This is a genomic window from Paracoccus sp. T5, from assembly GCF_048538155.2.
In the GTDB taxonomy this organism is placed as follows: Bacteria; Pseudomonadota; Alphaproteobacteria; order Rhodobacterales; family Rhodobacteraceae; genus Paracoccus.
The window spans coordinates 2,841,697-2,859,436 of record NZ_CM135809.1 but is presented as its reverse complement, the minus strand read 5'-3'; the positions used below and the strand labels follow the sequence as shown (position 1 = coordinate 2,859,436).

Below are 17,740 nucleotides of genomic sequence, written 5' to 3'. Positions count from 1 at the left end.
CGAAAAAGGGACACGGGCATGGCATTCGGCGGACTGTTTTCAACCGACATCGCAATCGACCTGGGGACGGCGAACACGCTGATCTATGTCAAGGGCAAGGGCATCATCCTGAACGAGCCCTCGGTCGTGGCCTACCACGTCAAGGACGGCAAGCGTCAGGTCCTGGCCGTGGGCGAGGACGCGAAACTGATGCTGGGCCGCACCCCGGGCAGCATCGAGGCCATCCGTCCCATGCGCGAAGGCGTCATCGCCGATTTCGACAGCGCCGAGCAGATGATCAAGCACTTCATCAAGAAGGTGTTCAAGCGCACGACCTTTTCCAAGCCCAAGATCATCGTCTGCGTCCCCCACGGCGCGACCCCGGTTGAAAAGCGTGCGATCCGCCAGTCGGTCCTGTCCGCCGGCGCGAGGAAGGCGGGCCTGATCGCCGAACCGATCGCCGCGGCCATCGGCGCCGGAATGCCCATCACCGAACCCACCGGCAGCATGGTCGTCGACATCGGCGGCGGCACGACCGAGGTGGCGGTGCTGTCCCTGGGCGACGTGGTCTATGCCCGGTCCGTCCGCATCGGCGGCGACCGCATGGACGAGGCGATCATCAACTATCTGCGCCGCAACCAGAACATGCTGATCGGGGAATCGACCGCCGAGCGGATCAAGACCAGCATCGGCACCGCCCGCATGCCGGACGACGGGCGCGGCGCCACGCTGATGGTGCGCGGCCGCGACCTGCTGAACGGCATCCCCAAGGAAATCGAGATCAGCCAGGCGATGGTCGCCGAGGCGCTGTCCGAGCCCGTCCAGGCGATCTGCGAGGCGGTGATGGTCGCGCTGGAGGCGACGCCCCCGGATCTGGCCGCCGACATCGTCGATCGCGGCGTCATGCTGACCGGCGGCGGCGCGATGCTGGGCGAACTGGACCTGGCGCTGCGCGAGCAGACGGGCCTGTCGATCAGCCTGGCCGACCAGCCGATGAGCTGCGTGGCGCTTGGCACCGGCAAGGCGCTTGAATTCGAAAAGCAGCTGCGCCACGTCATCGACTACGACAGCTGACAAAAGAACGCGCGAGGCCGCCTGAATGGCGCGCAAGGGTCCCGATTTCGCCACCCCCGTCCGGCGCGTCCTGATCGCGCTGGTGGCGCTTGCGCTGCTGGCGCTGTTCCTGTTCTGGCGCATCGACAGTCCGCGCGCCGAGCAGATGCGGACGGCGATGATCGACCGCATCGTGCCGCGTTTCGAATGGGCGCTGATCCCGGTCGCCCGCGTCACCCAGATGGTCGCCGGCTTCCAGAGCTATGCCCGCATCTATGAGCAGAACCAGGAGCTGCGGCGCGAATTGCAGCGCATGGCCGCCTGGAAAGAGGCCGCGGTGCAGCTGGAGCAGGAAAACTCCAAGCTGCTGGCCCAGAACAATGTCCGCATCGATCCGGCCCTGACCAGCGTCACCGGGGTGGTGATGGTCGACAGCGGCTCGGCCTTTCGGCAATCGGTGCTGCTGAACGTGGGCGCGCAGGACGGGATCGTCGAGGGCTGGGCCACGATGGACGGGCTGGGGCTGGTCGGGCGCATTTCGGGCGTGGGAAGCCGCACCAGCCGGGTCCTGCTGCTGACCGATCCCTCGTCGCGGCTGCCGGTGACGGTGCAGCCGACCGGGGAACGGGCGCTGCTGACCGGGGACAACACCCCCCTGCCGCTGCTGGAATTCATCGAGACCGGCGACAATGTCCGGCCCGGCGACCGGGTGGTGACCTCGGGCGATGGCGGCGTCTTCCCGCCCGGCCTGCTGGTCGGCCAGGTGGCGCAGGGCACCGATGGCCGGATGCGGCTGCGGATGGCCGCCGATTATGGCCGGCTGGAGTTCCTGCGGGTCCTGCGGTCCCATCCCGCCGAGGCGGTGGTCGAGGCCGGCGCCGTGATCAGATCCGACCTGGACGGCCCCATGGGCCCGCAGCTGCCGGCCTCCCCCGTCGAGGCGGCCTCCGCGACGGACCCGCTGGACCCCGGCACCGCGCCATGATCCAGCTGCCAAGCCGGGACTTCATCATCGGCACGATCCTGTTTCTGGGATTGGCCATGCTGCTGCTGTTCATCCGCCTGCTGCCCCTGTCGGAAGGCATCATGGGCTGGCCGGGGCCCGACCTGGGGCTGGCGCTGATCCTGGCCTGGGTGCTGCGCCGGCCCGACCAGCTGGCGGTACCGGTCATCCTGCTGGCCGTGTTGATCGAGGACGTCCTGCTGCTGCGGCCGCTTGGCCTCTGGACCGCCGTCGTGCTGATCGGGTCCGAGGCCGCACGGGCGCGCGAGCCCCGTTGGCGCGACCAGCCATTCATGGTTGAATGGCTGCGGGTCGCCATGTTGATCGGGCTGATGATGCTGGGCTATCGGATCGTCCAGGTCCTGTTCGTGGTGCCGGTCGCCGCGCTTGGGCAGGTGATCCTGCAATATCTGGCGACGGTGGCGGCCTATCCGGTCGTGGTCTTCGGCGCGCGCTGGCTGATCGGGCTGCGCCGCATCGGCCACGGCGAAGCCGCATAGGGCAAGGAGGCAGCGCATGAAGAAATCGCAACGCGAGATCCTGGACAGCAGCCGCCAGATCACCCGCCGCGTGGTGCTGCTGGCCGGGGTGCAGGTGGCCGTCGTCACCACGCTGGCGCTGAAGCTGCGATCGATGCAGCTGGACCATGCCGAGGAATACCGGATGCTGGCCGATGGCAATTCGATCAAGATCCGTCTGCTGCCGCCGTCGCGCGGACTGATCCTGGATCGCAACGGCCTGATCATCGCCGGGAACGAGCAGAACTATCGTGTCACCCTGACCCGCGAAGAGGCGGGCGGCGATGTCGAGGGCGTCCTGCGCCGCCTGTCGCAGCTGATCCCCCTGAGCGAGGCGCGGATCGCAGAGCTTCTGGAGGAATTTTCCAGGCGCAGCGCGATCACGCCCATCGTGCTGGCCGACCGCCTTTCCTGGGACCAGTTCAGCGCCATTGCCGTCAACGCTCCGGCGCTGCCGGGGGTGACGCCGGAATCGGCCCTGTCGCGCGCCTATCCGCGCGCGGGGGATTTTGCGCATGTCATGGGCTATGTCGGCCCGGTCAGCGATTACGACCTGTCGCGGATCGAGGATCCGGACCCGGTGCTGCGCCTGCCGGACTTTCAGCTGGGCAAGATCGGGGTCGAGGGCCGGCTGGAGGAGGTCCTGCGCGGCAAGGCCGGCGCGCGCCGGGTCGAGGTGAACAGCACCGGCCGCGAGATGCGCCAGCTGTCCCGCCAGGAGGGCGAGCAGGGCGCCACCGTCCAGCTGAGCCTGGACACGGCGCTGCAGAACTATGCCGCGCAGCGTATGGGCGAGGAAAGCGCGGCGGCAGTGGTGATGGACTGCCAGAGCGGAGAGCTGATCTCGATCTGCTCCTCGCCCAGCTTCGATCCGAACAAGTTCGTGCGCGGCATCTCCAGCCCGGAATACCGGGCGCTGATGGATCATGACCATCGCCCCTTGGCCGACAAGACCGTGCAGGGCGTCTATCCCCCCGGTTCGACCTTCAAGATGGTGACGCTGATGGCAGGGCTGGAGGCCGGCGTGATCGATGCGGGCAGCCGGTTCTTCTGCCCCGGCTATACCGAGCTTGGCGGGCGGCGGTTCCACTGCTGGCGGCGCGGCGGGCACGGGACCGTGGACGCGGTCAAGAGCCTCGAGGAAAGCTGCGACGTCTATTATTACGAGCTGGCGCAGCGCGTGGGCATCGACCGCATCGCCATCATGGCGCGCAAGCTGGGGCTGGGGGTGCGCCACGACCTGCCGATGTCGGCGGTGGCCGACGGCATCGCCCCCGACCGCGACTGGAAGATGAGCCGCTATGGACAGGCCTGGCAGATCGGCGACAGCCTGAACGCCTCGATCGGGCAGGGCTATGTCCTGGCCTCGCCGCTGCAGCTGGCGGTGATGACCGCCCGCATTGCCTCGGGGCGCGAGGTCAAGCCGCAGCTGATCCGCTCGATCGACGGGGTCCGGCAAACGGTGGCGGAATATCCGCCGCTGGACATCTCGGAGGCGTCCCTGCGGGTGGCGCGGCTTGGCATGGACGCGGTGATGAACGGCGGGCGCGGCACGGCCCGCAACTCTCGCATCACGCGGGACGACTGGCGGATGGCGGGCAAGACCGGGACCAGCCAGGTGCGCAACATCACCGCCGCCGAACGGGCCCGCGGGGTGATCTCGAACGACCAGCTGCCCTGGGAACGGCGCGACCATGCGCTGTTCGTGTGCTATGCGCCCTTTGACGCGCCCCGCTATGCGGTGTCGGTCGTGGTGGAACACGGGGGCGGCGGCTCGGCCGTGGCGGCCCCGGTGGCGCGCGACATCCTGCTGTTCGCGCTGAACAACGGCCTGCCGCCGCCGGATGCCGTCCCCCCCGAACAGCGCGCCGCCTTGGAGGCGCGCCACGAGGCGATGCAGCTTTTCACCCCCGAGGCCGCGCGCCCCGGTCGCAGCCGCGCCTGAGGTCGCCCGATGTCCTATCTCGACTATCAGGTCGCCCAAGTTCCCACCGGCTTTCGTAAGATCCTGCACATCAACTGGCCGCTGGTGATCCTGGTGGCGGCGGTCTGCTGCATCGGCTTCCTGATGCTCTACTCGGTCGCCGGCGGCCGGATGGACACCTGGGCCGAGCCGCAGATGTACCGCTTTGCCATCGGCATGGTCATCATGCTGGGCCTGGCCTTCGTGCCGATGTGGTTCTGGCGCGGCATCTCGGGGGCGGCCTATGTGGTCTGCTTCCTGATGCTGATCGCCGTGGACCTGTTCGGGACGATCGGCATGGGCGCGCAGCGCTGGATCGACTTTGGCCCCGTGCGGGTGCAGCCGTCCGAGCTGATGAAGATCGCGCTGGTCCTGCTGCTGGCCGCCTATTACGACTGGCTGCCCCTGAACCGGGTGTCCCGGCCGATCTGGGTGCTGATCCCGGTCGTCCTGATCGTGGCGCCGACGGCCCTTGTGCTGATCCAGCCCGACCTGGGAACCTCGATCATGCTGATCGCCGGGGGCGGCATCGTGATGTTCGCGGCCGGGGTGTCGCTGTGGTATTTCGGCGTGGTGATCGGCATGGGCGTCGGGCTGATCGCGGCGGTGATGAAAAGCCGCGGCACCGACTGGCAGCTGCTCAAGGACTATCAGTTCCGCCGGATCGACACCTTCCTGGACCCTTCGGCCGATCCCCTGGGGGCGGGCTACAACATCATCCAGAGCCAGATCGCGCTTGGATCGGGGGGGTGGTCGGGGCGCGGCTTCATGCAGGGGTCGCAGTCGCGACTGAACTTTCTGCCGGAAAAGCACACCGACTTCATCTTTACGGTCCTGTCCGAGGAATTTGGCTTCATCGGCGCCTTTTCCCTGCTGATGCTCTACATGCTGATCGTGGGCTTCTGCCTGCATTCGGCGCTGACCAACCGCGACCGCTTTGCCAGCCTGATCACCATCGGCATCAGCGGCACGTTCTTTCTGTATTTCGCGATCAACATGGCCACCGTGATGGGGCTGCTGCCGGCCAAGGGCTCGCCGCTGCCGCTGGTCAGCTACGGGGGGACCTCGCTGATGATCCTGATGCTGGGCTTCGGCCTGGTGCAGGCAGCCCATGTCCACAGGCCGAGGTGAGGCGATGAAGGTCCGGTTTTCCGCATCCCCCGCCGCGTGGGGCGAATGGGCCCCCGCGCTGCGCGCGGCGCTGCCCGAGATGCGTCTGGAGCAGGAGGGGCCGCCCGACAGCTTCGACGCCATCATCTATGCGCCCGGCGGCGACATCGACGACTTTGCCCCCTATGCCAAGGCGCGGCTGGTCCAGAGCCTTTGGGCCGGGGTGGAGCGGATCGTGACGAACCGGACGCTGACCCAGCCCCTGGCGCGGATGGTCGATCCGGGCCTGCGCCAAGGCATGGCCGAATATTGCACGGGCTGGGCCCTGCGTGCGCATCTGGCCATGGACCGGCATGCCCAGGACGGCGTCTGGCGCAACGATCAGGTGCCGCCGCTGGCCTCGGACCGTCCGGTCGCGGTCCTGGGGATGGGGGAACTGGGCCGGGCGGCGGCGGGGATGCTGGGCGGGATCGGCTTTCCGGTCACCGGCGTCAGCGCCTCGGGGCGCGCGGTGCCGGGGGTCGATGTCCGGCCCATCGACCAGCTGGACCAGGTTCTGGGCCGGGCGCAGATCCTGATCTGCCTGCTGCCGGACACGCCGCAAACCGGCAACCTGCTGGACGCGCGCCGGCTTGCGCTGCTGCCCCAGGGGACGTGGATCATCAATCCGGGGCGCGGGACGCTGATTGACGACCAGGCGCTGTTGCAGGCGCTGGATCGCGGCCGCCCTGCCCATGCGGTTCTGGATGTCTTCCGGACCGAGCCGCTGCCGGCGGAGCATGCCTTCTGGCATCATCCGGCCGTCACCGTCACCCCGCATATCGCCGCCGCAACCCGTCCCGCGACCGCCGCACCGGTCGTGGCCGAGAACCTGCGGCGCGCAATGGCCGGGCGTCCGCTGCTGCACCTGGTGGATCGCGCCAAGGGTTACTGACGCAGCCCGCCGGTCCGCTCAGAGTGGCCGGTGTCCCGCATCGTCCTCGGCCGCCTTTCGTGCGTCGGCCAGTTGCCGGGCGCGGCCCGAGGCGCGCGCGATCCGGTCCGCCATCTTCTTTTCGCGGCGGCGCTGATAGGCCCGGAAGATCGGAACCGTCAGGTAATGGGTCGCCACCGAGACAAGCAGCCCCAGGATCGAGCCGCCCACCATGTAGGGCCAGAAGATCTGGAAGAAGAAATCGGCCAGGTGGTCCCAATGGGCGACCTCGGGGCCGAAGACGGACTGGATGTTGTGCCACAATTCGCCCGTGGCGCGGGAAAATTCGCGAAAGATGAAATGCGGCGACAATTCTCCGCGCAGGCCTAGGATCTCGCGTCCGAGGCCGGTCGAGACCAGCGCGATGAAGGGCAGGGTGACCGGGTTGCCCACGAAGGTCGCCAGCAGCGCGGCCAGGACGTTGCCGCGGATGATCCAGGCCACCGCCGCCCCCGACAGGAAGTGGAACCCGAAGAGCGGCGTGAAGGACACGAAGACCCCCGCCGCCACGCCCCGGCCGATGCGATGCGGCTGGTCAGGCAGGCGGCGCAGGCGGTGCATCACATAGGTGCTGGCGCGCCGCCAGCCGCCGCGCGGATAGATCATCTCGCTGGCAATCTGCCCATAGCTGCGGGGCTTGCGGCGTTTGAACACGGGGATGCACCTGATCTGTGGCGGCCGCGCGGGCGGGCCTTAGGGTTTTAGCGCCGGGTCCCGGATGCGGGCGACCTGCGCCACGTCGCTTTCCGCTTCCAGGGCGGTCAGCAGGTTGTGCAGATGTTCATGGTCGCGCAGCTCGACCTCGACCTCGATCCGGTAGAAGTCGGGCTTGCGCTCGATGAACTCGAGATTCGAGATATTCGCCCCCTGCGCCCCGATCAAGGTGCAGATGCGTCCCAGCACGCCGGCATCGTGGCGGATCGTCAAATTCAACACGGTGGAATAGGCCGCGGGATGCCGCCCGTCGCGCCATTGCAGGTCGACCCAACGGTCGGGACTGTCCTCGAACTCGGCCAGAACCGGGCAGTCGATGGCATGGATGACCACGCCCGCGCCGCGATAGGTGATCCCCACGATGCGCTCCCCCGGCAGGGGATTGCAGCAGGGCGCCCGCTTGAAGTGGGCGTCGGCCTCCAGGCCCGCAAAGGGACGCTTGCCGTCGATCTCGTCCTGGTGGTCGACCAGTTCGGGGTAGAGGACGCCCAGGACCTCCTTGGCGGAATTCTCGGCGCTGCCGATGCGGGCCAGCAGCTCCTCGGCCGAGGGCAGGCCCATCTGCCTGGCCGCCGTGCGCAGCGCCTTGTCGGTCGCCTTGCGGCCGACATGCTCGAAGCTGACGCGCACCAGTTCGCGCCCAAGGCGGATGAAGCGGTCGCGGTCCTCCTCGCGCAGGGACCGCCGGATCGCGGCCTTGGCGCGGCCCGTCACCACGATGTCCAGCCAGGTCGCCTGCGGGCGCTGGCCCGAGGCGGCGATGATCTCGACCGACTGGCCGTTCTTCAGCCGTGTCCACAGCGGCACGCGGATGCCGTCGATCTTGGCGCCGACGCAGGAATTTCCCAGCCGCGTGTGGATGGCATAGGCGAAATCGACGGGCGATGCCCCGCGCGGCAGCTGCAGCACGTCGCCCTTGGGGCTGAAGCAGAAAACCTGGTCCTGGTACATCTCCAGCTTTACGTGTTCCAGGAACTCGTTGTGGTCCTCGGTGTCGAAACGGTCGGTCAGCTGGGCAATCCATTCGGCCGGATCGACGGCGAAGGGGTTCTTGGTCCGCACGCCGTCGCGATAGGCCCAGTGCGCGGCCACGCCGGCCTCGGCGACCTCGTGCATCTGGCGGGTGCGGATCTGCACCTCGACCCGCTTGCCGTCGCGCCCCGACACCGTGGTGTGGATCGAGCGGTAGCCGTTCGACTTCGGCTGGCTGATGTAATCCTTGAACCGGCCCGGCACGGCGCGCCAGCGGTGATGGATGATGCCAAGCGCGCGATAGCAGTCCATCTCGGTCGCGGTGATGATGCGGAAGCCATAGATGTCGGACAGCCGCGAAAAGGCCAGCTGCTTTTCCTGCATCTTGCGCCAGACGCTAAAGGGCTTCTTGGCGCGCCCGAAGACGGTCGCCTCGATCCCCTCCTTTTCCAGCTCGGTGCGGATGTCGGCGGTGATCTGGCCGATGATGTCGCCGCTGTCGCGCTGCAGGCTGACAAAGCGCCGGATGATCGAATTGCGCGCCTCGGGATTGATGACCTTGAAGGCCAGGTCCTCCAGCTCCTCGCGCATCCACTGCATGCCCATGCGGCCGGCCAGCGGCGCATAGATGTCCATGGTCTCGCGGGCCTTCTTGACCTGCTTTTCGGGGCGCATGGACCGGATCGTGCGCATGTTGTGCAGTCGGTCGGCCAGCTTGACCAGGATCACCCGCATGTCGCGGGACATGGCCATGAACAGCTTGCGAAAGTTCTCGGCCTGCTTGGACTGGGCGCTGGACAGTTCCAGGTTGGTCAGCTTGGTCACGCCATCGACCAGCTCCGCGATCTCGGGACTGAACATCGCGGCGACCTCGTCCTTGGTCGACCGCGTGTCCTCGATCGTGTCATGCAGCAGGGCGGTGACGATCGTGGCGTCGTCCAGCCGCATCTCGGTCAGGATGGCGGCCACGGCGATGGGATGGGTGAAGTAGGGCTCGCCCGAATGGCGGAACTGGCCCTCGTGCATCCGCATCCCGTATTCATAGGCATCGCGGATCAGGGTGGCATTGCTGCGCGGGTTGTAGTTGCGCACCAGCGCCAGGAGGTCTTCGACGTCAATCATGATGCTGCCGAAGACCTCTGCTTGCAGGCTTGTTCGTCCGTGGTATCAGCCGCGCTGGTTGGCTTCCAGCATCATGCGCAGCATGCGCTCCTCGGATTCCTCGTCGGCGGGCTTGGGGCGGTCCACCTCGGCGCCCAGAAGCAGCGCCATGGCGTCTTCCTCGGGCTCGTCGACCTCGATCTGGGTCTGGGTGGATTCGATCATCCGCTCGCGCAGATCATCGACAGGCTGGGTTTCCTCCGCGATCTCGCGCAGGGCGACGACCGGGTTCTTGTCATTGTCGCGATCGACCGTCGGCGCACTGCCGGCGGTGATTTCGCGGGCGCGATGCGAGGCAAGCATCACCAGATCAAAGCGGTTGGGAACCTTGTCGACGCAGTCTTCAACCGTTACGCGGGCCATGAATCACCTGTGCATTTGCGAATCGGACATTCGGGGCGAAAACGGACTAGTGGTCAGCATCGGGCCGCTTGTCAAGGAAAACCCGGCAGATCGCCCAGGTCCAGCGGCGTCATTCCGGCCAAGGCATCCGGGCCAAGATCCGCCAGCATCGCCGCAACGCTGCGCCCGGTCAGCGGATGGCGCCAGTCCGGCGCGACCTCCGCCAGCGGGGCCAGCACGAAGCCGCGGTCCTGCATCCGCGGATGGGGCAGGATCAGCTGCTCCGGCGTCCGGCTTTGCTGCTGGTCGAAGGGCAGGTCGGTCCAGTGACGCAGCGTCACGGCATCGGGCAGGATCAGCTGGTCCAAGGCGATCAGGTCCAGGTCCAGAACCCGCGACGACCAGCGCCCGGTGCTGCGGTCGCGCCCGTGATCGGCCTCGATCCGGTGCAGGCGCGCCAGCAGGTCCGGCGCGTCCAGATCGGTGCTGATCAAGGCCACGGCATTGGCGTAATCCGGCCCAGATCCGGCCGGGACGGCGGGAGTCTGCCAAAAGCGGCTGGTGGCCGTGATTGAAACGCCCGGTTCGGCATGCAGTATGCCCAACGTCTCGCGAAGCGTCGTCCACAGATCCCGCTGCGACAGCGGAAGGTTGGCGCCCAGGGCAACGATACCAAAAGACAGGTTAACCACGCTTTCCTCTTTGTCCTACAGCTAAAGTATACGGACTCGTCTCGAACAGGCCCCTCACCCTGTTCCGATACGCGCCTGGAGAGAGCAAGTCCCATCAAAGGCAACCACAATGTTTTATAAAGACGATCGATTGGCCCTATTCATTGACGGAGCCAACTTGTACGCGGCTGCCAAATCCCTTGGGTTCGACATCGACTACAAGCTGCTTCGCCAGGAATTCGACCGGCGCGGCAAGCTGATGCGCGCCTATTACTACACCGCGCTGCTGGAGGGCGAGGAATATTCCCCGATCCGGCCGCTGGTCGACTGGCTGCATTACAACGGCTTTTGCGTGGTCACCAAGCCCGCCCGGGAATATACCGATGCCATCGGGCGCCGGAAGATCAAGGGCAACATGGACATCGAGCTGACCGTGGACGCGATGGAGCTGGCCCCCCGGCTGGACCACGCGGTGCTGTTCTCGGGCGACGGCGATTTCCGTCCGCTGGTCGAGGCGCTGCAGCGCCAGGGCGTCCGGGTCTCGGTCGTCTCGACCATCCGCAGCCAGCCGCCGATGATCGCCGACGACCTGCGCCGCCAGGCCGACAACTTCATCGAGCTCGACGCGCTGCGCGACATCATCGGCCGCCCCCCGCGCGAGCCGCAGCCGGTCGAGACCTGAGGACCGCGCCGGCCCCCGGCCGCTGGCGGGCGCTGGCGCTGATCTGCGCCGGCGTCGTCGGCGCCATGGCCTGCTGGTTCTCGACCACGGCCATCGGCCCGGACCTGGTCCGGGTCTGGGGCCTGACCCAAGGCCAGTCGGCCTGGCTGACCAATGCGGTGCAGGTCGGCTTTGTGCTGGGGGCGCTGGCGGCCTCGGCGGTCAACCTGCCGGACATCCTGCCCATGACGCGGCTGATCACCTGGGCTGCGGCGCTGGCGGCGCTGGCCAATGCGGCGGTGCTGCTGCAGCCGGGCTTCCCGGGCCTGCTGCTGGCGCGGCTGGCGACGGGCGTGGCGCTGGCCGGGGTCTATCCCCCGGCGCTGAAGCTCATGGCCACCTGGTTCGTGACCGGGCGCGGCCTGGCCATGGGCCTGCTGGTCGGCGCGCTGACGCTGGGATCCGCGGCGCCGCATCTGCTGCGCGCGCTTGGCGGCGGGCTGGATTGGCAGTTGGTGGTGGCGGGGGCCAGCGCCGGGGCGCTGACCTCGGCCCTGATCTTCGGGCTGGCGGTGCGGGAGGGTCCGCACGGCTTTGCCCGCGCCACCTTCGATCCGCGCCAGACCTGGGCGGTGCTGCGCGACCGGCCGCTGCGCCTGGCCAGCCTCGGCTATTTCGGCCACATGTGGGAGCTTTACGCCATGTGGGCCTGGTTTCTGGCCTTCGCGCTGGCGGCGGGGCAGGCGGGGGCGCTGCCCTTCGGCGATGCGTCGGTCCTCACCTTTGTCGTCATCGCGTCTGGGGTTCTGGGTTGCGCACTTGGCGGCTGGCTGTCGGATCGGATCGGGCGCTGCTGGACCACGGCGGGCATGATGGCGGTCTCGGGCGCCTGCGCGGTGCTGATCGGCCTGGCCTGGGGCGGACCAGCCTGGGTCCTGGCCCTGATCGCCGTCATCTGGGGCATCAGCATCATCGGCGACAGCGCCCAGTTCTCGGCCGCCGTGTCCGAACTGTCGGACCCGCGCCTGGTCGGCACCGCCCTGACCCTGCAGCTGGCCTTGGGCTTTGCGCTGACCGTGCTGGCGATCTGGATGCTGCCGCATGTGGCGGCGCTGCTGGGCGGCTGGCGGTGGGCGTTCCTGGCCCTGGTGCCGGGCCCGATCCTGGGGGCATGGGCGATGCTGCGGCTGCGGCGCCTGCCGCAGGCCGCGCGTCTGGCGGGCGGGCGGCGCTGAGGGGTGGTGCGGACGGCGGGACTTGAACCCGCACTTCCATCCGGAAAACAGATTTTCGTACCACTTCGACTTTCGCCGCCGCCCGGCCGGGCGTTCGTGGTCTGGACTATCCCTTCGCCATGGCCCCTAAGGGCTTTAGGCGCCGCCCGTCTAGTCTCTACACCTTCCCACGCAGGGGCTTGGCTCGGGATTGGCACGGGCCCGAAGGCCCCCAGCTTTCCCCGAATTTGAGCGGTTCTGCACCTGCGGTTTCCCGCCGGGCACTCCAATTTTAAAGTCTGCTGCGTCTACCGATTTCGCCACGTCCGCGGCACCCCGGGATGCATATCGCAGGCTCTGAAGCCCGGGGCAAGCATCTCGGGCCGTTGCCGGGACAAAAGGCGGAACTGGTTCTTCTTCCGCTGGTTGTCTGGGACACCGGAAACAGGAGGACAGCATGTCCCGGATCAGCCAGACGCAGGGCGAAGGCGGCGAACTGCACCAGCGCGGCGGAGAGACCCTGACCACGAACCAGGGAATTCCCGTCTCGGACAACCAGAACAGCCTCAAGGCAGGGGCGCGCGGGCCGACGCTGCTGGAGGATTTCGTCCTGCGCGAGAAGATCTTTCATTTCGACCACGAGCGCATCCCGGAGCGGATCGTCCATGCGCGTGGATCCGGGGCACATGGCTATTTCGAATGCACCGACCCCATCCCCGAACTGACCCGGGCCGGGCTGTTGTCGAAGGCGGGCCGGGTGCCGGTCTTTGCCCGCTTTTCCACCGTGGCCGGCGGCGCCGGCAGCGTCGACACGCCCCGCGACGTGCGCGGCTTTGCGGTCAAGTTCTATACCGAGGAAGGCAACTGGGACTTGGTCGGCAACGACATCCCGGTCTTCTTCATCCAGGACGCGATCAAGTTTCCCGACCTGATCCATGCCGTGAAGATGGAGGCCGACCGCGGCTATCCCCAGGCCGCCAGCGCCCATGACACCTTCTGGGATTTCGTGTCGCTGATGCCCGAATCGATGCACATGATCATGTGGGCGATGTCCGACCGCGGCATCCCGCGCAGCCTGCGCATGATCGAGGGCTTTGGCATTCACACCTTCCGGCTGGTGAACGCGGAGGGCCGATCCACCTTCGTCAAGTTCCACTGGAAGCCGCGCCTTGGCCTGCAGAGCCAGGTCTGGAACGAGGCCGTCAAGACGGCGGGCGCCAACCAAGATTACCACCGCCAGGACCTGTGGGAGGCGATCGAGGCGGGCGATCATCCCGAATGGGACCTGGGCATCCAGACATTCGACGCGGAATGGGCCGCCCGGCAACCCTATGACGTGCTGGACGCGACCAAGCTGATCCCCGAGGAGGACATCCCCGTCCGCATCGTCGGCCGTATGGTGCTGGACCGCAACCCCGACAACTTCTTTGCCGAGACCGAGCAGGTGGCCTTCTGCCCGGCCAATATCGTACCCGGCATCGATTTCACCGACGACCCGCTGCTGCAGGGGCGGCTGTTCAGCTATCTGGACACGCAGAAGTCGCGGCTTGGCACGGCAAACTTCCACCAGCTGCCGATCAACGCGCCGAAATGCCCGATGCACAACTTTCAGCGCGACGGCATGATGCAGATGGCCGTGCCCAAGGGGCGCGCCAATTATGAACCCAATAGCCTGGACGAAGCGGGCGAGGATGCGGGCCCCCGCGCGGTCGATCACGGCTTTGCCACGGTCAAGTCGATGACGGACCTGGGCAACCAGCCCGACCAGAAGCTGCGCGTCCGGCCCGAGCTGTTCGGCGACCACTACAGCCAGGCGCGGATGTTCTATCGCAGCCAGACCGAGGTCGAGCAGCGCCATATTGCTGATGCCCTCACCTTCGAGCTGTCCAAGGTGGGCCTGGGCCACGTGATCCAGCGCGTGCTGGGGCATCTGCGGGTGGTCGACGAAGACTTGGCCGAGATGGTCGCCGAAGGCTTGGCCGAGGACCTGCCCGATGCCGCCACGCCCTTCCGCGAGCCGGTGGACATGGCGCCTTCGGATGCGCTGTCGATCGCGAAGAGCGCGAAGTACACGCTGAAGGGCCGCAAGGTCGGCATCCTGATCGGCGATGGCGGGGACCGGTCCAAGGTCGAGGCGTTGACGGCGGCGATCGAGGCCGAAGGCGGCACCGTCGCCCTGATCGCGAAGGAGCGCGGCAAGGCCGAGGCGCAGCTGGCGGGATCGCCCTCGGTCCTGTTCGACGCGGTGGCGCTGGTGATCTCGGCCGAGGACGCGGCCAAGCTGTCCAAGTACAAGCCGGCCATCGATTTCGTCTCGGACGCTTTCGCGCATATGAAGGCGATCGGCGCGGATGAGAACGCCACCGCCCTGCTGATGGCGGCGGGAGTCGAGAAGGACGAGGGCGTGCCGGGGCTGGCGCCCGATGCCTTTGTCAAGGCGGCGTGCCGGCGGTATTACGACCGCGAGGCCAAACTCTGGTGAAAACGGTGCCGGGGGCTTTGCGCCCCGGGACCCTCGTGAGGTAATTTACCAAAGAAGACGGGCGCCGGTGCCTGGCGCCCGTCAGCCGTAGCTGCGGGTCGGGCGGTCAAAGACCTTTCGGCCCATGAGGCTGCCCACCAGGTCCACCATCAGCTTGGCCGTCCGGCCGCGTTCGTCCAGGAACGGGTTCAGTTCGACCAAGTCGAGCGATGTGACCAGACCCGATTCGTGCAGCAGTTCCATGACAAGATGCGCCTCGCGGAAGGTGGCGCCGCCGGGAACGGTGGTGCCCACGGCGGGCGCGATCGAGGGATCGAGGAAATCGACGTCCAAGCTGACATGCAGCAGCCCGTCTGCGGCCCGCACCCGGTCCAGGAAAGCCCGCAGCGGCGCGACGATGCCCTGTTCGTCCAGCACCCGCATGTCGTTCACGGTGATCTCGGTCGGCTGCATCGCGGCCAGTTCGGCGGGATCGACGCTGCGGATGCCGAACATGCAGATGTTCTCCCCCGGGATCGGGGCCGGGAAGGGCGGGAAGGGGTCAAAGCCCGGCAGTCCGCTGGCATAGGCCATGGGCGTTCCGTGCAGGTTGCCCGAGGTGGTCGAGGCCACCGTGTGGAAGTCGCTGTGCGCGTCCAGCCAGATCACGAATTGCGGCCGGCCGATGCCTGCGGCATGGCGGGCGATGCCGGCCACCGTGCCCAGGGCCAGCGAATGGTCACCCCCCATGATGATGGGCAGGCCATGGGGCAGCGCGGCCTGGGTCGCCTCGGACAGCGCCTGGGTCCAGGCGATGGTTTCGGGAAGGTGGTGGACGGCCGGGTTCTCGCAGACGTGCTGGCCCAAGGGGGCGGGGGTGACATCGCCGCGATCCTCGACGCTGTGGCCAAGCGTGCTGAGCGTGCCGGCAATGCCCGCCGTGCGATAGGCCGCGGGCCCCATCAGGCAGCCGGGACGGCGCTGCCCCTCGTCCACGGGGGCTCCGATCAGGATGCAATGGGTCATCCGCGTCTCCGTCTTTGCTGGTCGGCCCGACTAAACCCGCCCAAAGGGGGAAAGTCCACCGGCCGATCCGGCGACGGGCGCCAGGTGCCTGGGGTCCGCAGCCAGAGGGGAAAGCCGCTTGCCTGGGTCACGTGCCGGCCATGGCGCCAGCGAACGGGGGCGGCAAGAGGGTCCGCCGCCCCGTTGCGCTTCAGGCGCGGGTGCCGCTGAAGCGCTCTTCCCATGCGGTCCGGCTGTCGTCGTCGATCTTGGCGAAGAGAACCTCGGGGACGGTGAAGGCGTGGCCTGCGGACAGGGCGGACAGGGCCGCGGAAACATCGGCGGGCCAAGGCGCGTCGGTCACGGCCATCGCCTCCAGCATGGCGCGCGAGGCGAAGGGGATGAAGGGCACCGAAAGGATGGCATAGAGGCGCACCAGGTTCAGGCCCATGCGCACCTGCATGGCCGCGCGTTCCGGGTCGGTCTTGAAGACCGTCCAGGGGGCGGCGGATTGCAGGTATTCGTTGCCCAGGACCCAGATGGCGCGCAGTTCGGAGGCGGCCTTGCGGACCTCCATCGCCTCCATGTTGCCTTCATAGGCGCGGATGCGGGTGGTCAGCGCCTCGGTCAGGGCCTGTTCCTCGGGGCCGTAGGCGGGGGCGTCGGGGACGACCTCGCCGAACTTGCTGCGGCAGAACTTGGTGATGCGGCTGACGAAGTTGCCCAGCACGTCGGCCAGGTCCTTGTTCACGGATTGCTGGAAATTCTCCCAGGTGAACTCGCTGTCGCCGGATTCGGGGGCGTGGGACAAGAGCCACCAGCGCCAGTAATCGGCCGGCAGGATGTCCAGCGCGTGGTCCATGAAGACGCCGCGGCCCTGGGACGTGCTGAACTGTCCACCCTGATAATTCAGGTAGTTGAAGGACTTGATGTAGTCGACCATCTTCCACGGCTCGCCCGAGCCGATCAGGGTGGCGGGAAAGGACAGGGTGTGGAAGGGCACATTGTCCTTGCCCATGAACTGGGTATAGGTCACGTCCCCGGCGCCTTCGTCCAGGCGCCACCAGCGGCGCCAGGCGGCCTCGTCCAGACCCCCCGCGTCGGCCCATTCGGCGGTGGCCGCGATATATTCGATGGGCGCGTCGAACCAGACATAGAAGACCTTGCCCTCCATCCCCGGCCAGGGGGCATCGCCGCGTTTCACAGGCACGCCCCAGTCCAGGTCGCGGGTGATGCCGCGGTCCTGCAGCCCGTCACCGTCGTTCAGCCATTTGCGGGCGATGGATGTGGTCAGGATCGGCCAGTCGGCCTTGGCATCGATCCAGGCAGCGATGTCGCCCTTGAGCTCGGACTGGCGCAGGTAGAGGTGTTTCGTCTCGCGCACCTCAAGGTCTGTGCTGCCGGAAATGGCGCTGCGCGGGTCGATCAGGTCGGTCGGGTCCAGCTGTTTCGTGCAGTTCTCGCACTGGTCGCCGCGGGCCTTGTCATAGCCGCAGTTGGGGCAGGTGCCCTCGATGTAGCGGTCGGGCAGGAAACGGCCGTCGGCATGGGAATAGACCTGCTTTTCAACAACCTCGCGGATATAGCCCTGATCGGCCAGGCGGCCTGCGAAATGCTGGGTCAGGGCGCGGTTGCGGTCGCTGGAGGAGCGGCCGTAATGGTCGAAGGAGAGGCCGAAGCCCTGGGCCAGGCGCGCCTGTTCGGCATGCATCCGGGCGCAATAGTCGGCCACGGCCTCGCCCGTCTTGGCGGCGGCCAGTTCGGCGGGGGTGCCGTGTTCGTCGGTCGCGCAGATGAACATCACCTCGTGGCCCCGCGCCCGCAGGTAGCGGGCATAAAGGTCGGCCGGCAGCTGGGAACCGACGAGGTTCCCCAGATGCTTGATGCCGTTGATATAGGGCAGGGCGGAGGTGATGAGGTGGCGGGCCATGGCATGCGTC

The 17,740-nt window shown here is 67.5% G+C and carries 15 protein-coding genes; 9 read left to right on the top strand and 6 right to left on the bottom strand.

Annotation, left to right across the window (positions count from 1 at the left end):
* The first annotated feature begins 18 nt into the window (after positions 1-18).
* Genes ACNR9W_RS14085 through ACNR9W_RS14060 form a run of 6 tightly spaced genes read left to right on the top strand, consistent with a single transcriptional unit; the run spans position 19 to position 6,560 of the window.
* Positions 19-1,053: a rod shape-determining protein gene (locus ACNR9W_RS14085; RefSeq protein ID WP_111299754.1), complete on the top strand. Its 1,035-nt coding sequence runs from the start codon at positions 19-21 to the stop codon at positions 1,051-1,053.
* Positions 1,054-1,078: 25 nt separating this feature from the next.
* Positions 1,079-2,017: a rod shape-determining protein MreC gene (mreC, locus tag ACNR9W_RS14080; RefSeq protein ID WP_419270139.1), complete on the top strand. Its 939-nt coding sequence runs from the start codon at positions 1,079-1,081 to the stop codon at positions 2,015-2,017.
* Positions 2,014-2,535 carry a rod shape-determining protein MreD gene (locus ACNR9W_RS14075; RefSeq protein WP_419270141.1) on the top strand — a complete coding sequence of 174 codons (522 nt, stop codon included), beginning with the start codon at positions 2,014-2,016 and terminating at the stop codon, positions 2,533-2,535. Before mreC ends, ACNR9W_RS14075 begins: the two co-directional genes overlap by 4 nt.
* 16 nt (positions 2,536-2,551) lie before the next feature.
* On the top strand, positions 2,552-4,498 hold the full coding sequence (gene mrdA, locus ACNR9W_RS14070; protein WP_419270143.1) for a penicillin-binding protein 2: 1,947 nt from the start codon (positions 2,552-2,554) through the stop codon (positions 4,496-4,498).
* Between the two features lie 9 nt (positions 4,499-4,507).
* Complete coding sequence (gene rodA / locus ACNR9W_RS14065; protein WP_419270145.1) at positions 4,508-5,647, top strand: rod shape-determining protein RodA; 1,140 nt, start codon at positions 4,508-4,510, stop codon at positions 5,645-5,647.
* Positions 5,628-6,560, top strand: a complete 933-nt coding sequence (locus ACNR9W_RS14060; RefSeq protein WP_458478509.1) for an NAD(P)-dependent oxidoreductase — start codon at positions 5,628-5,630, stop codon at positions 6,558-6,560. The genes rodA and ACNR9W_RS14060 overlap by 20 nt, the downstream gene beginning before the upstream one ends.
* An 18-nt stretch (positions 6,561-6,578) precedes the next feature.
* Here the strand turns inward: ACNR9W_RS14060 and ACNR9W_RS14055 are convergent, their stop codons facing one another.
* From ACNR9W_RS14055 to folK, 4 genes are all read right to left on the bottom strand, one after another.
* Positions 6,579-7,253 carry a DUF2062 domain-containing protein gene (locus ACNR9W_RS14055; protein WP_419270148.1) on the bottom strand — a complete coding sequence of 225 codons (675 nt, stop codon included), beginning with the start codon at positions 7,251-7,253 and terminating at the stop codon, positions 6,579-6,581.
* 39 nt (positions 7,254-7,292) lie between these two features.
* A complete protein-coding gene (locus tag ACNR9W_RS14050) occupies positions 7,293-9,407 on the bottom strand; it encodes a RelA/SpoT family protein (RefSeq protein ID WP_419270150.1) in 2,115 nt (704 codons plus the stop codon).
* A 45-nt stretch (positions 9,408-9,452) separates the two neighbouring features.
* On the bottom strand, positions 9,453-9,809 hold the full coding sequence (rpoZ, locus tag ACNR9W_RS14045) for a DNA-directed RNA polymerase subunit omega (RefSeq protein ID WP_111299747.1): 357 nt from the start codon (positions 9,807-9,809) through the stop codon (positions 9,453-9,455).
* Positions 9,810-9,880: 71 nt separating this feature from the next.
* Entirely contained in the window at positions 9,881-10,480 is a 600-nt protein-coding gene (gene folK, locus ACNR9W_RS14040; RefSeq protein WP_419270152.1) for a 2-amino-4-hydroxy-6-hydroxymethyldihydropteridine diphosphokinase, read from the bottom strand.
* A gap of 109 nt (positions 10,481-10,589) precedes the next feature.
* Here folK and ACNR9W_RS14035 point away from each other — a divergent pair, with 109 nt between their 5' ends.
* From ACNR9W_RS14035 to ACNR9W_RS14025, 3 genes are all read left to right on the top strand, one after another.
* A complete protein-coding gene (locus ACNR9W_RS14035) occupies positions 10,590-11,141 on the top strand; it encodes a LabA-like NYN domain-containing protein (RefSeq protein ID WP_419270154.1) in 552 nt (183 codons plus the stop codon).
* 65 nt (positions 11,142-11,206) lie between these two features.
* Positions 11,207-12,355, top strand: a complete 1,149-nt coding sequence (locus tag ACNR9W_RS14030) for an MFS transporter (protein WP_458478508.1) — start codon at positions 11,207-11,209, stop codon at positions 12,353-12,355.
* 436 nt (positions 12,356-12,791) lie between these two features.
* On the top strand, positions 12,792-14,816 hold the full coding sequence (locus ACNR9W_RS14025) for a catalase (RefSeq protein ID WP_419270156.1): 2,025 nt from the start codon (positions 12,792-12,794) through the stop codon (positions 14,814-14,816).
* An 81-nt stretch (positions 14,817-14,897) separates the two neighbouring features.
* Here the strand turns inward: ACNR9W_RS14025 and rocF are convergent, their stop codons facing one another.
* Both rocF and metG read right to left on the bottom strand, forming a co-directional pair.
* Positions 14,898-15,821 (bottom strand): arginase, encoded by a 924-nt coding sequence (gene rocF, locus ACNR9W_RS14020; protein ID WP_419270158.1) that lies wholly within the window; start codon positions 15,819-15,821, stop codon positions 14,898-14,900.
* Between the two features lie 190 nt (positions 15,822-16,011).
* Complete coding sequence (gene metG / locus ACNR9W_RS14015) at positions 16,012-17,730, bottom strand: methionine--tRNA ligase (protein WP_419270160.1); 1,719 nt, start codon at positions 17,728-17,730, stop codon at positions 16,012-16,014.
* Positions 17,731-17,740: the final 10 nt, after the last annotated feature.

What these genes read in the sequence shown, in the direction of transcription:
- ACNR9W_RS14085 (WP_111299754.1), top strand. Translation starts at nt 19, where the DNA reads ATGGCATTCGGCGGACTGTTTTCAACCGACATCGCAATCGACCTGGGG.
- mreC (WP_419270139.1), top strand. Translation starts at nt 1,079, where the DNA reads ATGGCGCGCAAGGGTCCCGATTTCGCCACCCCCGTCCGGCGCGTCCTG.
- ACNR9W_RS14075 (WP_419270141.1), top strand. Translation starts at nt 2,014, where the DNA reads ATGATCCAGCTGCCAAGCCGGGACTTCATCATCGGCACGATCCTGTTT.
- mrdA (WP_419270143.1), top strand. Translation starts at nt 2,552, where the DNA reads ATGAAGAAATCGCAACGCGAGATCCTGGACAGCAGCCGCCAGATCACC.
- rodA (WP_419270145.1), top strand. Translation starts at nt 4,508, where the DNA reads ATGTCCTATCTCGACTATCAGGTCGCCCAAGTTCCCACCGGCTTTCGT.
- ACNR9W_RS14060 (WP_458478509.1), top strand. Translation starts at nt 5,628, where the DNA reads ATGTCCACAGGCCGAGGTGAGGCGATGAAGGTCCGGTTTTCCGCATCC.
- ACNR9W_RS14050 (WP_419270150.1), bottom strand. Translation starts at nt 9,407, where the DNA reads ATGATTGACGTCGAAGACCTCCTGGCGCTGGTGCGCAACTACAACCCG.
- rpoZ (WP_111299747.1), bottom strand. Translation starts at nt 9,809, where the DNA reads ATGGCCCGCGTAACGGTTGAAGACTGCGTCGACAAGGTTCCCAACCGC.
- ACNR9W_RS14035 (WP_419270154.1), top strand. Translation starts at nt 10,590, where the DNA reads ATGTTTTATAAAGACGATCGATTGGCCCTATTCATTGACGGAGCCAAC.
- ACNR9W_RS14030 (WP_458478508.1), top strand. Translation starts at nt 11,207, where the DNA reads ATGGCCTGCTGGTTCTCGACCACGGCCATCGGCCCGGACCTGGTCCGG.
- ACNR9W_RS14025 (WP_419270156.1), top strand. Translation starts at nt 12,792, where the DNA reads ATGTCCCGGATCAGCCAGACGCAGGGCGAAGGCGGCGAACTGCACCAG.
- rocF (WP_419270158.1), bottom strand. Translation starts at nt 15,821, where the DNA reads ATGACCCATTGCATCCTGATCGGAGCCCCCGTGGACGAGGGGCAGCGC.
- metG (WP_419270160.1), bottom strand. Translation starts at nt 17,730, where the DNA reads ATGGCCCGCCACCTCATCACCTCCGCCCTGCCCTATATCAACGGCATC.